Here is a 13,056-nt window from a genome sequence, read left to right as displayed (position 1 = left end):
CCTAACGCCCGTCCTGCAGGGTACTTAGGGCCATGATCCGTTTCGAAAATGTCACCAAGGTCTACGACCAGAACGCGCGTCCCGCGCTGGACTCGATCAACCTTGAGATCGACCGTGGTGAATTCGCCTTCCTCGTCGGCGCCTCAGGCTCCGGCAAGTCGACGTTCCTGCGCCTGGTCCTCAAGGAGGACCGGGCCTCCTCCGGCGCCGTCTATGTTGCCGGCCAAAACGTCGCGAACATTTCCAGCTGGCGCGTTCCCAGGCTGCGCCGGGGCATCGGCGTCGTCTTCCAGGACTTCCGGCTGCTGCCGCAGAAGACGGTCTTCGCCAACGTCGCCTTCGCCATGCAGGTCATCGGTAAGAGCCGCAGCGTCATCCGGGACACCGTGCCGGAGGTCCTCAAGACGGTAGGCCTCGAGGGCAAAGAGAACCGGCTGCCGCATGAACTTTCCGGCGGCGAGCAGCAGCGCGTGGCGATCGCCCGCGCCGTCGTCAACCGCCCCGGCATCCTGTTGGCCGACGAGCCAACGGGAAACCTCGACCCCACCACCTCCATGGGCATCATGGGGGTGCTGGACAAGATCAACCAGAACGGCACCACCGTGGTGATGGCGACGCACGACGACGACATCGTCAACGAGATGCGCAAACGCGTCGTGGAACTGAAGAACGGCGTCGTGATCCGTGACGAGGCCAAGGCACTGTACACGTCCATGATTCCGGTGGTGGGGCAGTCCCGCCGACTGCGGGACGCCAGCGGCCGTGACCCCGAGCCCGTCGCCTCCGCCCGCAGCGAAGCACGCGCCGACTCGCGCGCTGGTGCCCGAGCCGCCGGGGAGGGCCAGCTGTGAGGCTCGCATTCATCCTCGGCGAAATCGGCAGCGGCCTGCGCCGCAACATGGCCATGGTGGTCTCCGTCATCCTCGTGACCTTCGTGTCCCTGACGTTCGTCGGCGCCGCCGGCATGCTGCAGCTGCAGATCAACCAGATGAAGGGTTACTGGTACGACAAAGTCCAGGTCGCCATCTTCCTGTGCAGTGACGGCTCGACTGCGCCCGGCTGCGCTACCGGACCGGCCACCCCGGAACAGCAGGACAACCTCCGCAAGCTCCTGCAGTCGCCGGCGGTGTCCCAATACGTCAACGACTTCCAGTTCGAGTCCAAGGACGACGCTTACAAGCACTTCAAGGAGCAGTTCTCCAATTCCCCGATCGTGGACTCGGTGACGCCGGACCAGCTTCCGGCCTCCTTCCGGATCAACATGAAGGACCCGGAAAAGTACCAGATCATCAGCGAAACGTTCTCGTCCCAGGCCGGCGTGGAAACCGTGATCGACCAGCGCCAGCTCCTGGAGAAACTGTTCTCGGCCATGAATGCCGCCTCGCTCGTGGCGGTGAGCATTGCCGGCGTTATGATCGTTTGCGCCATCCTGCTGATCGCGACGACGATCCGGCTCTCGGCCTTCAGCCGCCGCCGGGAAACCGGAATCATGCGCCTGGTGGGGGCATCCAAGGCCGTCATCCAGCTGCCCTTCATCCTTGAAGGCGTCATCGCGGCCGTGATCGGGGCTGCCCTTGCCTCGGGCACGTTGTGGGCAGTCGCCCACTTCTTCCTCGGTGACTACCTTTCCAAGCTTTACCCGGACACCGCCTTCATCTCGCCGGGCCAGACCCTGATCCTGGCGCCTGCCCTGATCGGACTGGGCGTTGTCCTGGCCGGAATATCCTCGCTCCTGACCCTCCGCCGATACTTGCGGGTCTAGAGTGCGCAACGAAAAGGGAACGCTTATGACACCGATGGCCCGTCGCACCCTTCGGCTCCGCCTGGTCGGAAGCCGCAGCCGCATGATCAGCGCCACCCTGGCATTGGTCCTGGCGGGAAGCATGGGCGCGTCGGCCCCGGTTGCATTTGCGGACAACCTTGAGGACCAGCAGGCCGCCCTGAAAGACCAGGCGGCACAGGTCCAGGACTCCCTTGAGTTCGTGGACGCCAAGATCTCCCAGGCCGCAGCAGATCTGGTGGTCTACCAGGGGCAGCTCCCGGGAGCCCAGCAGGCGCTGCTTGATGCCCAGGGCCGCGTGGCCGGCGCCGTCAAGGAATCGGAAGCACTGGCTGCCCGCGTGGACCTGGCGCAGCAGAACAAGGCCAAGATCACGCAGCAGCTCGAGACCGACAAGCAGAAGATTTCGGACACCAAGAAGCTGATCGGGCAGATCGCCACGCAGGCGTACAAGTCCGGCGGCGTCCCGTCCAACCTTTCGCTGTTCTTCGGCTCCAACAAGGGCGGGAGCCTGACCGACACCATCGACCTCGCCGACCAGGCGATGCGAAGCCAGAACTCGGCGATGGACAAGCTCACCCAGCAGAGCGCCACCAACGTCAACTCGCAGGCACGGCTGGCGGCCGTGGAAACGGAAATCACAGACCTCAAGGTCAAGGCGGATGCGGCGCTGGAGCGGGAAAAGGCGGCCCGCGACGAAGCCGAAGCCAAGAAGGCCCAGGTGGACAAGCTCATCGCCGACACCACCCGGATCAACGCCGAACTCCAGGCGGCAAAGCCCGGCATCCAGAACCAGCTCGCCCAGGTCAAGGCCCAGCAGGACGCCGTGGCCGCCGAAATTTCCGAGCGTGACCGCAAGCTCCGTGAGGCCTGGGAAGCGGAACAGCGCCGCATCGCCGAGGCGGCTGCTGCGGCGGCGCGCGCCCAGGGACAGGCTGTCCAGCCCTACGTCCCGCCGGCCCAGGGCTCGCCGTCGGCGTTCGGGCTTCGGCACCCGTTCGATTCCAACATCCCCATCACTTCCGGATTCGGGTGGCGCGCGACGCCGCCGGGCACCATCGACTTCTACGGCACCGGCGGCTACATGCACACCGGCATCGACTTTGGCGCCACGTGTGGCACCCCCGTGTATGCGGCGGCGGCGGGCACCGTCTTCTCCGCCGGTTGGGGAAACGACGGCGGCGGCAACCGGGTGAAGATTTCCCACGGCGTCGTCCAGGGCAACTCGCTGACCACGATCTACTACCACAACACGTCAGTGGTCGTTTCCGTCGGCCAGCAGGTCAGCCAGGGACAGCTGATCGCCTACTCCGGGACCACCGGAAACTCCACCGGATGCCACGCGCACTTCGAGACCTGGCTCAACGGCCGGGCTGTGGACCCCATGACCCTGCTCTGACCCGGTCCGGCAGGGATCCGCAGCGTTGGCTGCCCTGCCGTAAACTGGAATAGCTCCGCGCCACACGGCCGGAGCGAACCACCACAGATTCGAGGAGTCCTACCGTGCCCAAAGAAAGTGGCCGAAAGGTAGTGGCCACCAACCGCAAGGCCCGGCACGACTACCACATCCTTGACACGTATGAGGCCGGCATCGCGCTGATGGGCACCGAAGTGAAGTCCCTGCGCGAGGGCCATGCGTCCATGGTGGACGGCTTTTGCACCTTCTACAACGACGAGCTGTGGATGGAGGGCATCCACATCCCCGAGTACCACCAGGGGAGCTGGACCAACCATGCCGCACGCCGGCGCCGGAAGCTGCTCCTCCACCGCGACGAGCTCACCAAGATCTCGCACAAGATCCGCGAATCAGGCTTCACGATCGTCCCGCTGCAGCTGTACTTCCTGGACGGCCGGGCGAAGGTCGAGATCGGCGTCGCCCGCGGCAAGAAGGAATACGACAAGCGCCAGACACTGCGTGAGCAGCAGGACAAGCGGGAGGCCCTGCGGGTCATGCGCGAACGCAACCGGCGGTAGTGCCCGGGTACGGCCAACCGCCGCCTGCGGGAATGATTCCGGCAGGGCGTGCGTTATGATTAGTAGTCCGCGAAGGAAACGAAAGTATCCGGACCGGGTTTGATAAAAAAATACGGGGATGATCGGTTTCGACGATGTTAGTCGCGACAGGTGAAGCGGGCCGAGGATGCAGAATTATCTCGTAAACGCTGTCTGCAAACCAATAAGTGCCGAATCAAAACGCACTGACTTCGCTCTCGCTGCCTAAGCAGTAAGACAGTCCGTCAGCCCGAGGTTGCTATTGCCCCGGATCCTGGCGTCATTTAGATAGCCACTGCTGTTTACCTCCGTCATCGGGGTGAACGGGACTCTTAGATGACTGGGCCCGGATCAGCCAGCTGTTTGCAGCATGGCCGGGGCCGAGAAAGTCCGACGCAAACTGCGCCCGGAGAAGCCCTGACAACACGACATCGGACGGGGGTTCAATTCCCCCCATCTCCACCATTGGAGCTCCGGCAACGGAGCTCCACCCCGTAGAACAGTAGAACAGAACAGAAGACCGGAAGCTCTTGCTTCCGGTCTTCTGTTTTTTGCTGTGGTTCATTAGGAAACCGGCTGGCACCGCGCCCGCACTGCGCCCGCTCTGTGCCCGGGAGTCCGGCGCCCAGCCGGGCGCCTGCCGGGCGCTTCTGGACGGCGCCTCCGGACTGGCGCTTGCAGGTCAGCGCTTCTTGATGTGTGCCACCGGGTCGGTGTGGGTGTCAGCGACGTTTTTCGCCTTTTTATCGGCCCGTTTTTCCTTGATGGTCTTCACCGGTTTCTTTGTCAGATGCTGGTGCGGCGACTTGTCAGGCATTGTGCCCTCCCTCACGGCAGGGGCCCGGAATGGCCCCTTGCTTCTTAAGTTACGCCTCGGGGACGGCGACGTCCACGATGCCGATGAAGCGGCTGCCGACGCCCTCATACTCGCTGCGGACGAGTCCTGCGGCCACCGCGGGGACCTCGTAGGGTGCATGGTGGGCGCAACAGACATAGGTGAAGTCCGGCCACCATTTTTTGGGGCGGGCGGCTTCGGCGAACCCGCAGAGGGCGCACGTCAGCTGGACCCAGACAGGGCGCTTGCCGGTCCGGTTGGCCTTGGACTGGACCAGCCAGGCCGGGGGATTGTCCAGGAGATCGCCGAGCTCGGCGTCGGACAACCGGGACGGGATGCCGTGACGGTGCGCCATTTCCAGGGGAATGTCGAGGATCTGGGCTGCTTCACGTCGGGTAACCATCCTTCAACTTTACGGGATTTCAGGTCACCTCCCGGACCCGGGAACTGTGCTCAGGGGAGGCCCGGATCCGCCTGGACCAGTCCTCCCGCGCCGGACACGCCAGTGTTAGGCTCATCCCAGGTTCCGCAGCCCCAAGCCGTAGGAGGTAGCAGCCATGTCCGGCGCCTCCGAGGCAAGCACCCTGGAATTGCAGAAGCGGGTGCTGTACGTGGCGATCGTTGCCTCCTTCATCGCATTCCTCGACGGCTCGGTGGTGAATCTCGCCCTTCCGGCCCTCGAGCGCGAACTCGGCGGCGGCCTCGTGGTCCAGCAGTGGGTCGTTGACTCGTACCTGCTCACCCTCGGCGCCCTCATTCTGGTGGCAGGCTCGCTCTCGGATTCCTTCGGCCGTGCAAGGGTCCTGCGCTGGGGCCTGGCCGGATTCACGATCACGTCTGTTCTCTGCGGACTGGCGTGGAGCGGGGAATTCCTCATCCTGTTCCGCGGGCTCCAGGGCATTGCGGGCGCCCTGCTGGTCCCGGGCTCGCTGGCCCTGATCGTCACGTACTTCGAAGGCCCTGAACAGTCCGCCGCGATCGGCAAATGGTCCGGCTGGACCAGCGGAGCCATCGTCGCGGCACCCCTCATCGGCGGACTGTCTGTGGACCTGCTTTCCTGGCGGGTCATCTTCTTCATCAACATCCTTCCCGCGGCCGCAGTGTGGCCCGTGCTCAGCGGCCTGCTGCGCACGGACAGGGTCCTCGGTCCCGGCAGGCACATTGATTTCCGGGGTGCCGCCCTGGCCGTCGTGGGCCTCGGGGGCGTTGTCTATGCCTTCATCGAACGCGGCAGCCTGGGCTGGGACAGCCCCCAGGTCTGGTTGCCTTTGAGCGTGGGCATCGCGGCCCTCGCGGCATTCCTGACGTACGAGGCACGTGCCACCACCCCGATGATGCCGCTGAGGCTTTTCCGTATCCGCAACTTCGGCTGGGGCAACCTTGCCACCAGCGTCATTTACGGCGCACTCTCGCTCGGGTTTTTCGTGCTCGGCCTCTACCTGCAGCAGGTCGCCGGCCTGGCCGCGACGGCGGCGGGGTTCGCCCTGCTGCCGTCCACACTCATCCTCCTGCTTCTCTCCGCGCGAATGGGCCGGCTGGCGGGTCGCTTTGGTTCCCGCTGGTTCATGACCGGCGGTCCGCTGCTGTGCGGCGCCGGCTTCGTGATCCTGACTGCCGTACGCACGCCCCTGGACTATGCCTCGCAGGTGCTCCCGGGAGTGCTGGTGTTCGGCCTCGGCCTCGCGGTCACTGTGGCCCCGCTGACGGCAGCGATACTTGGTGCGGTTCCCCCGGAGGAAGCGGGCATCGGCTCGGCCGTGAACAACGCCGTCGCGCGTATCGCGGGTTTAGTTGCGATCTCCTTCGCCGGGCTGATCGCGGGACCTGCGGTGACGACGTCGGGGCTTCACGCCGTGTGCTACGCCACGGCAGCGCTGTTTGTCGCGGGCGCGGCCTTCTCGGCTGTCGGCATCCGGAACCCCGCACCGGCGGCGGAGCTGCCCGACGCCGAATAGCGCCGAAAAGGACTGCTAGCCGGCGAGGACGAGGCCGAGGGCGGCCGCCGTGAGCCCAGCCAGGAGATTGCCCGCGACATTGAGCGCGGCGGCGCGGTAACGCGTCTCGCTCACCAGCCGCACTGTCGCGGTGGTCCAGGAGCTGAACGTCGTCAGTCCGCCGGCCAGGCCGGTAGCGACCCCGGCGTGCCAGTCTGCGCCCAGCTCCAGGTGGCCGGCCAGGCCGACCGAGAGGCCGATGATGAGGGAGCCGGTTACGTTCACCGCGAGCGTGGCCCACGGCCAGTGCGGATGGGGGCCCGGGTGGTGGGCAAACCAGGAGTCGACGGCGAACCTGAGCAACGCCCCTGCCACACCGAAGATTCCCACCAGGAGTGCGGTCATCATGGGGCGCCGCCGCCGACGTCGGCAATGGCCTTGCCGGTCTTCCAGCCTGCCGCCGCGGCCCCGAGCCCCAGCACGAGCGAGAGCCCCAGATAGGCCAGCCATGTGGCATGAAAGCCGCTGCGGAACTGCTGGTCGACTGCCATCACGAGCGCCGAAAACGTCGTGAACGAACCCAGAAGACCCGGCCCGATCCCGGCCCGGAGCCAGAAAGCCGTCCGGGGCCGTGCGATCCAGAGGGTGGTCAGAGTTGCCAGGACAAAGCTCCCAACGACGTTGATCACCAGGGTGGTCCACGGTACTGCGCCTGCCGGCTCGGGAAAGAGCAGGCCGGCGCCGAAGCGCAGTTCCGTCCCGAGGAAGCCGCCGACAGCGACGGCAGCCCAGGCCCGCCAGCCCGGCACGCCGGTGCGCCGGGCGGTGCGGCCTTCCGCCAGCACGGTCTTCACTCAGTGCTCTTCCATGGTGCAGCCGGCATGGGTCGCTTCGCTATGGACCCAGAGGGCGGACGCGACTTCCTCGGCGAGGTCGCATTCGCGCGGGGCTTCGCTTGAGCCGATCCGTACCACGAGCGGGCCGCCAAACGGCCTCCGGCCCAGGATCTCCACCTCGGCGTCCAGGTCGATGTCCTCTGCCGCCAGGTAGCGGAGCAGCTCCGGGTTGTCGTCGCTGATCCGGGTGATCCGGCCGGTGTGGCCGTCGTCGAGCTCGCTCATGCGGTGCGCCGCGGGCATGAGGACGGAGCCGTCCGCGGCGGGGATGGGATCGCCGTGGGGGTCCCTGTCCGGGTTTCCCAGTTTGCCGGCCATCCTGTCGATGAACGTGTCCGAGACGGCGTGTTCGAGCAGCTCGGCTTCGTCGTGGACCTCGTCCCAGCGGTAGCCCAGTTCCCGGACGAGGAAGGTCTCGATCAGCCGGTGCCGCCGGACCATGGACAGGGCCAGCCGGACGCCGTCGGGCGTCAGCGTGATGGCGCTGTAGGGTTTGTGGTCCACGAGGCCCTGGTCCTTGAGCTTGCGGACCATCTCGGAAACGGAGGAGTTAGCCACACCCAGCCGCTGTGCCAGCTGGGTGGAGGTGATGGGCTTCTCCTGCCACTCGGTGAAGGAGTAGATGACCTTGACGTAGTCCTCGATCGAGGAGGAGGGCGTACTGGTCTTCACAGAGCCAAGCCTACCGTCAGCCGTGCCCGGCGAACGTGAGCCAGAGCAGGACCAGATTCAGGGCCACCACCAGCACGACGCTGACGATGGCTGCGATCCGAAGGACCGGACCGTCCGCGAATCTGCCCATCAGGGTCTTGTTGCTGGTCAGGACAACCAGGGGAACGAGGACAAAGGGGATGCCGAAGCTCAGGACCACCTGGCTCAGGATGAGTCCCCACGTTGGATCGAAACCGACGGCCAACAGCACGATGGCCGGGATCAGCGTGACAACGCGGCGGGTCATCACAGGGACGCGGACCTTGAGCAGGCCCTGCATGATGGTCCCGCCGGCGTAGCAGCCCACCGAGGTTGATGCCAGGCCTGAGGCGAGCAGCCCCACGGCAAAGACGACGCCGACGACCGGGCCAAGGTTCGCCGAAATGGCCGCGTGGGCGCCCTCTATGGTGTCTGTCCCTGCCTCGCCGCCCAGCGTCGATGCCGCCAGCAACAGCATCCCGATGTTCACGATGCCTGCAATGGCGAGGGCGGCCACGACGTCGAACCGTGTGGCCCGGACAAGGCGCGCGATGGCGGGGACCGTGATGTGCTCATGCTCGTCCGGGCGGTGCCGGTCCCGGGAAAGAGCCGAGTGGACGTAGATAGCGTGCGGCATCACGGTGGCGCCGAGCATGCTTGCCGCCAGCAGGACCGTGTCCGGGCCCTGGAACCCCGGTACGAGTCCGGCCAGGGCTCCGCCGGGATCGGGCGGGCTGATGAACAGGCCGGCCAGAAATCCGATAGTGATGATGCCCAGCAGGAACATGATGATGAACTCGAACGTCCGCTGCTTTTCCCTGCTTTGGACCGCGAGGAGCAGCATCGAGACGGCACCGACGATGACTGCCCCGAGGGGGAGGGGGAGGGCGAAGAGCAGATGCAGTGCGATCGCCCCGCCCACGACCTCGGCCAGGTCGGTGGCGGCGGCGACGATTTCAGCCTGCAGCCAGAAGGCCCGGCGCCAGAGGGGCTTGAGCCGCTGGCCGAGGATTTCCGGCAGGCTCTTGCCGGTGACGATCCCGAGCTTCGCGGACTGGTACTGGACCAGCACGGCCATGACATTGGCCACGACCAGGACCCAGACGAGCAGGTAGCCGTACTGCGCGCCGGCCGTGAGATTGGCCGCGACATTCCCCGGGTCCACGTAGGCGATGGATGCCACGAACGCCGGCCCCAGCAGTCCAAGCAATGCCCTGCGCGCACCCGGGTGCTTCCGCGCGGGTATGCCGTGCGCGGACGGTTCGTGTCCTGTTACGTCCAGCACTGCCAGCTCCCGTGATTCGTCGCGTCCGCGTTGACGCGACGGGTGGTTCCGGCCGGCACCAGGGCCGGAATCCAGGTTTTTGCATGCCTACAAATAAGAGTTAGGCATACCGAAACAATAAGCCCCGGACGCGGTGCATGCAATGCGGCAGGCGCGGACCCCGGTCATAGTCCACGCCGGTGCGGCAGCCGTGTCAGGCCCGGACCGCCCGCCAGGTCTGCGTCAGGTACGGCAGGCTGAGGACCTCGCCGGGGGCATGGGCCAGATGCTCCTGCAGATACCAGTCCAGGTTTCCCATAACTTTGGACCGGGTGGCCTCCGTTGCTGCCAGATAGTAGCTGCGGGTCTTGGCCAGTTCCTTGATGTCCTCCGGGGTTACGGAATCTTCCCAGCGGGTCAGCTGGCTGGCCAGGCCGGTGAACTCCGGGCCCACGGGCGGCGTAAAGTGCGGTTTGTGGACGTCCCCTGCATGCATGATGCGCGAGAGCCGGTGCACCCAGGGAACGGAGGTGTCCAGCTGGTTCCAGACCAGCCCCAGGACACCACGGGGCCGGAGGACCCGGGCGATCTCCGTGCTGGCCGGAAGGGGATCACACCAGTGCCAGGCCTGGGCCACCGTGACAAGGTCGAAGGCTTCAGCCTCGAGTCCGGTGTCCTCCGCCGTTCCCACGACGGCGGGGACCCCCGGAAGCGTCCGGCGCAGTTGCTCCAGCATGTCCGCCGAGGGATCGACCGCGACCGTGTGCAGTCCACGATCGATCAGCAGCGCGGTGAACTTGCCGGTTCCGGCGCCGATGTCGGCGGCATTCCGTGCCCCGGCCGGGATCAGCCAGTCTGCCGATTCGCCAGGATAGCCCGGGCGGACACGCTCGTAGTGTTCCCCGCCGTCCTGGAAGCTTTGCCCGAGCTCCTGGCGCCGTCCGCTGTGCAGTTTGGGTCCGTTGTGGAGCCTGGGGCCGCCGCGTGCCACGTGCGATCTCCTTCGGGAAAGTCCTGGTGTTGTGGATACCTTTCGAATTTACCGCACTCGCGCTGGCCGCCAGGGCCTAGTCTTCAGTACACGGCGCCGCGCCTGCGGTGCCGGGTGTGTTCGGCGCCCAGTGCGGGTATCTGCGGGTGTCGTTCGCCGGCACCCACCGGCCGGCGTCCACCACGTAGTCCCAGCCAAGTCCGGTCTGCCGGAGTTGTTCGATGCCGGCCAGCAGCCGCTGCGCATCCTCCAGCCGTGAGCCGAGGCCGAAGCTGGCCCGCAGGGAGCCGGCGGGCAGGCCGAGCCGCTTGAGCAGCGGGTGGGCGCAGAAGCGGCCGTCGCGCAGGCCGATGCCGTGTTCGGCAGAAAGATAGGCGGCCACAAGGCCGGCGTCGTATCCTTCGACCGAGAAATTGACGACGCCGATGGTGCCGGTGCCCTCCCCGTCGCCATCTGCGGCGGTGTCCGTGAAGATGTGGTGGACGCCCACGCCGTCGATGCCCTGGAGCCCGTCGACAAGGAAAGCGCGGATGGCGTTCTCATGGGCGTGCCACTGCTCCTGGTCCAGGGCGGCGATCACTTCCGTGGCGCGGGCCAGCGTCGCTGCGCCCAGGACATTGGGGGATCCGCCTTCGTGCCGTGCGGGGCCGGTGGTCCAGCTGACCGAATCGAGCCGTGCGTCACGGACGGCGCCGCCGCCGGCCAGGTGCGGGGTGCCGGCGTCGAGCCAGTCGGGGCGTCCCACCAGGACGCCCGCACCGAACGGCGCGTACAGCTTGTGGCCGGAGAAGGCGACGTAGTCGACGTCGTCGGCGGCGATATCGATCCGCCGGTGCGGCGCCAGCTGGGCGGCGTCGACGACGATCCTCGCCCCGAACTCGTGCGCCAGGGCGGCCAGTGTCCGGATGGGCAGGATTTCCCCGGTGACGTTGGAGGCTCCGGTCACGGCAAGCAGGCTGATGCCCCCGTGCGCCAGTTCCCCGCGCAGCTTCTCCACTGTGGCCGTGAGGGTGGGGGCCGCGACGACGCTGCGGTGGGGCACGCTCTGCCACGGCAGGAGGTTGGCGTGGTGTTCGATGTCGAGGTAAAGCACCTCGCCGGTGTGCCGGCCCCCGCTCACGGGCAGGCATCCGGCCAGCAGGTTGAGGGAGTCGGTGGTGTTCCGGGTGAAGATGACGGAGTCATCGGCGCGGCCGCCGACGAAGTCCCGCACGAGGCCCCGGGCGTTCTCGTATACTGACGTGCTGATCTGGGAGGCGTAGCCAGCGCCGCGGTGCACGCTCGCATAGAACGGCAGGATCTCGTTCAGGTAGGCAGAGACCACGGACAGGGCCGGGGCCGAGGCGCCGTAGTCCAGGTTGGCGTAGCGGACGTGTCCGCCGTTGATCAGCGGAGCCTGGATCTCTGCACCCGTTACCGCGGAGAGCGGCCGGCGGGCGATGGCGAACCGTGCGTCGGAGTCCGCACCGGACAGCAGAACGTCGGGGCGGCCCGCCTGGGAGCCTGCAGTGGCACGGATGGCGGCGGGAAAAGTGGAAGTTGTCATGGGACCTCGCTCGAAAAGGACCCCACGCACCGGGGATCCGCGCTTGCCGGGTCCGTACCGGACCGGCCAGGTCGTCACCCGGGGCACCCCACCGCGAATGGAGGGTTGCCGGCCAGCAAACCGGGGTTTTGCGCTGGCACTCGTGACCTGCTTCGAGCCTAGGACATCCGCGCAGCCGGGGAAAAGGCCGGGCGCCAATGTGAAGCGCTTTGTTACGGGACGGGCGCTTAGAGGAGGTCGTCCAGGCCCGGGTTGAGGCGCTTCAGGACTTCTGAGTGGAGGATCGAGTTCGTTGCCAGGGCGTTGCCGCCGAACGGGCCGTCTTCGCCTTCCAGGGACGTGAAGCGGCCGCCGGCTTCCGTCACGATCGGCACCAGGGCGGCCATGTCGTAGAGGTTCAGCTCCGGCTCGCAGGCGATGTCGACCGCACCCTCGGCCACCAGGCAGTAGGACCAGAAATCGCCGTAGGCCCGGGTGCGCCAGACTTCCTCGGTGAGGCCCAGGAACTCGTCCAGGTTGCCGCGCTGCTTCCAGCCGGTCAGGCTCGAGTAGGACAGTGAGGCGTCCGAGAGCTCGGAGACGTTGGACACCCGCAGCCGGGTGGCCGCAGCAAGCGAACGGCCCGTGTAGGCGCCGGCACCCTTGGCCGCCCACCAGCGCTTCCCCAGTGCCGGGGCGCTGACGACGCCGACGACCGGTTCGCCCTCGTCCACGAGGGCGATCAGGGTGGCCCAGACCGGGACGCCCCGGACAAAGTTCTTGGTGCCGTCGATCGGGTCGATGATCCAGCGGCGGGAGCCATGGCCGGAACTGCCGAATTCCTCGCCGAGGACGGCGTCGCGGGGGCGGGAACGGGACAGCTGGCCCCGGATGGCCTCCTCCGCGGATTTGTCGGCGTCGGTCACAGGCGTGAGGTCGGGCTTCGTCTCGATCCGGAGGTCGAGCGCCTTGAAGCGGCTCATGGTCTGGGAATCTACGGAATCTGCCAGTACATGGGCAAGGCGCAGGTCATCGTTGTAGCTCGAAGCGGGTTGACTCATGGTTCCAAACTACCGCCAAAGCGGGCCGCCAGGCGGTAGGCCACGTCGCGGCGCCGCAGGCCGGGGGACCGGCAGCCCGGCCGTAGGC

The 13,056-nt window shown here is 66.8% G+C and carries 14 protein-coding genes, 1 other RNA gene and 1 riboswitch; of the genes, 6 read left to right on the top strand and 9 right to left on the bottom strand.

Annotated features, from left to right (window positions below):
* Nucleotides 1-32 precede the first annotated feature (32 nt).
* The 5 genes from ftsE to ssrA all read left to right on the top strand — a co-directional run bounded on the left by ftsE (nucleotide 33) and on the right by ssrA (nucleotide 4,237).
* Nucleotides 33-851, top strand: a complete 819-nt coding sequence (gene ftsE, locus AC1DCZ_RS08305; RefSeq protein ID WP_476974157.1) for a cell division ATP-binding protein FtsE — start codon at nucleotides 33-35, stop codon at nucleotides 849-851.
* Entirely contained in the window at nucleotides 848-1,762 is a 915-nt protein-coding gene (ftsX, locus tag AC1DCZ_RS08300) for a permease-like cell division protein FtsX (protein ID WP_476974156.1), read from the top strand. The genes ftsE and ftsX overlap by 4 nt, the downstream gene beginning before the upstream one ends.
* A 34-nt stretch (nucleotides 1,763-1,796) precedes the next feature.
* Nucleotides 1,797-3,179: a peptidoglycan DD-metalloendopeptidase family protein gene (locus AC1DCZ_RS08295; protein WP_476974267.1), complete on the top strand. Its 1,383-nt coding sequence runs from the start codon at nucleotides 1,797-1,799 to the stop codon at nucleotides 3,177-3,179.
* 104 nt (nucleotides 3,180-3,283) lie between these two features.
* Nucleotides 3,284-3,754: an SsrA-binding protein SmpB gene (smpB, locus tag AC1DCZ_RS08290; protein WP_024367797.1), complete on the top strand. Its 471-nt coding sequence runs from the start codon at nucleotides 3,284-3,286 to the stop codon at nucleotides 3,752-3,754.
* Between the two features lie 114 nt (nucleotides 3,755-3,868).
* Nucleotides 3,869-4,237: a transfer-messenger RNA gene (ssrA, locus tag AC1DCZ_RS08285) on the top strand.
* A 217-nt stretch (nucleotides 4,238-4,454) separates the two neighbouring features.
* On the opposite strand, the gene AC1DCZ_RS08280 is transcribed toward ssrA, so the two are convergent.
* Both AC1DCZ_RS08280 and AC1DCZ_RS08275 read right to left on the bottom strand, forming a co-directional pair.
* A complete protein-coding gene (locus AC1DCZ_RS08280; RefSeq protein WP_476895286.1) occupies nucleotides 4,455-4,589 on the bottom strand; it encodes a hypothetical protein in 135 nt (44 codons plus the stop codon).
* A gap of 49 nt (nucleotides 4,590-4,638) precedes the next feature.
* Nucleotides 4,639-5,010 (bottom strand): hypothetical protein, encoded by a 372-nt coding sequence (locus tag AC1DCZ_RS08275; RefSeq protein ID WP_476974155.1) that lies wholly within the window; start codon nucleotides 5,008-5,010, stop codon nucleotides 4,639-4,641.
* A gap of 154 nt (nucleotides 5,011-5,164) precedes the next feature.
* On the opposite strand from AC1DCZ_RS08275, the gene AC1DCZ_RS08270 reads away from it, so the two are divergent.
* Nucleotides 5,165-6,562, top strand: a complete 1,398-nt coding sequence (locus AC1DCZ_RS08270; RefSeq protein WP_476974154.1) for an MFS transporter — start codon at nucleotides 5,165-5,167, stop codon at nucleotides 6,560-6,562.
* A gap of 15 nt (nucleotides 6,563-6,577) precedes the next feature.
* On the opposite strand, the gene AC1DCZ_RS08265 is transcribed toward AC1DCZ_RS08270, so the two are convergent.
* The 7 genes from AC1DCZ_RS08265 to hisN form a co-directional block, all read right to left on the bottom strand.
* Nucleotides 6,578-6,946 carry a fluoride efflux transporter FluC gene (locus tag AC1DCZ_RS08265; RefSeq protein WP_476974266.1) on the bottom strand — a complete coding sequence of 123 codons (369 nt, stop codon included), beginning with the start codon at nucleotides 6,944-6,946 and terminating at the stop codon, nucleotides 6,578-6,580.
* On the bottom strand, nucleotides 6,946-7,395 hold the full coding sequence (locus AC1DCZ_RS08260) for a fluoride efflux transporter FluC (protein WP_476974153.1): 450 nt from the start codon (nucleotides 7,393-7,395) through the stop codon (nucleotides 6,946-6,948). Before AC1DCZ_RS08260 ends, AC1DCZ_RS08265 begins: the two co-directional genes overlap by 1 nt.
* Nucleotides 7,396-8,109 (bottom strand): metal-dependent transcriptional regulator, encoded by a 714-nt coding sequence (locus tag AC1DCZ_RS08255; protein ID WP_476974152.1) that lies wholly within the window; start codon nucleotides 8,107-8,109, stop codon nucleotides 7,396-7,398.
* Between the two features lie 16 nt (nucleotides 8,110-8,125).
* A complete protein-coding gene (locus AC1DCZ_RS08250) occupies nucleotides 8,126-9,373 on the bottom strand; it encodes an Nramp family divalent metal transporter (RefSeq protein ID WP_476974265.1) in 1,248 nt (415 codons plus the stop codon).
* Nucleotides 9,374-9,605: 232 nt separating this feature from the next.
* Nucleotides 9,606-10,382, bottom strand: coding sequence for a class I SAM-dependent methyltransferase (locus tag AC1DCZ_RS08245; protein ID WP_476974151.1), 777 nt, complete (start codon nucleotides 10,380-10,382; stop codon nucleotides 9,606-9,608).
* Between the two features lie 76 nt (nucleotides 10,383-10,458).
* Nucleotides 10,459-11,928 carry an aminotransferase class V-fold PLP-dependent enzyme gene (locus AC1DCZ_RS08240; RefSeq protein ID WP_476974150.1) on the bottom strand — a complete coding sequence of 490 codons (1,470 nt, stop codon included), beginning with the start codon at nucleotides 11,926-11,928 and terminating at the stop codon, nucleotides 10,459-10,461.
* 34 nt (nucleotides 11,929-11,962) lie between these two features.
* A riboswitch (SAM riboswitch) is annotated at nucleotides 11,963-12,076 on the bottom strand.
* Nucleotides 12,077-12,155: 79 nt separating this feature from the next.
* Nucleotides 12,156-12,968 carry a histidinol-phosphatase gene (gene hisN / locus AC1DCZ_RS08235; RefSeq protein WP_476895294.1) on the bottom strand — a complete coding sequence of 271 codons (813 nt, stop codon included), beginning with the start codon at nucleotides 12,966-12,968 and terminating at the stop codon, nucleotides 12,156-12,158.
* Nucleotides 12,969-13,056 lie beyond the last annotated feature (88 nt).

The sequence above is a fragment of the Arthrobacter sp. 10N418 genome (assembly GCF_056394725.1).
Note: the sequence above shows the minus strand (reverse complement) of the source record. Positions and strands in the feature narration are given on the sequence as shown.

Excerpts from the sequence above, each read along its gene's own strand:
- ftsE (WP_476974157.1), top strand. The coding sequence starts at position 33 with ATGATCCGTTTCGAAAATGTCACCAAGGTCTACGACCAGAACGCGCGT.
- AC1DCZ_RS08295 (WP_476974267.1), top strand. The coding sequence starts at position 1,797 with ATGGCCCGTCGCACCCTTCGGCTCCGCCTGGTCGGAAGCCGCAGCCGC.
- AC1DCZ_RS08280 (WP_476895286.1), bottom strand. The coding sequence starts at position 4,589 with ATGCCTGACAAGTCGCCGCACCAGCATCTGACAAAGAAACCGGTGAAG.
- AC1DCZ_RS08275 (WP_476974155.1), bottom strand. The coding sequence starts at position 5,010 with ATGGTTACCCGACGTGAAGCAGCCCAGATCCTCGACATTCCCCTGGAA.
- AC1DCZ_RS08270 (WP_476974154.1), top strand. The coding sequence starts at position 5,165 with ATGTCCGGCGCCTCCGAGGCAAGCACCCTGGAATTGCAGAAGCGGGTG.
- AC1DCZ_RS08265 (WP_476974266.1), bottom strand. The coding sequence starts at position 6,946 with ATGACCGCACTCCTGGTGGGAATCTTCGGTGTGGCAGGGGCGTTGCTC.
- AC1DCZ_RS08240 (WP_476974150.1), bottom strand. The coding sequence starts at position 11,928 with ATGACAACTTCCACTTTTCCCGCCGCCATCCGTGCCACTGCAGGCTCC.
- hisN (WP_476895294.1), bottom strand. The coding sequence starts at position 12,968 with ATGAGTCAACCCGCTTCGAGCTACAACGATGACCTGCGCCTTGCCCAT.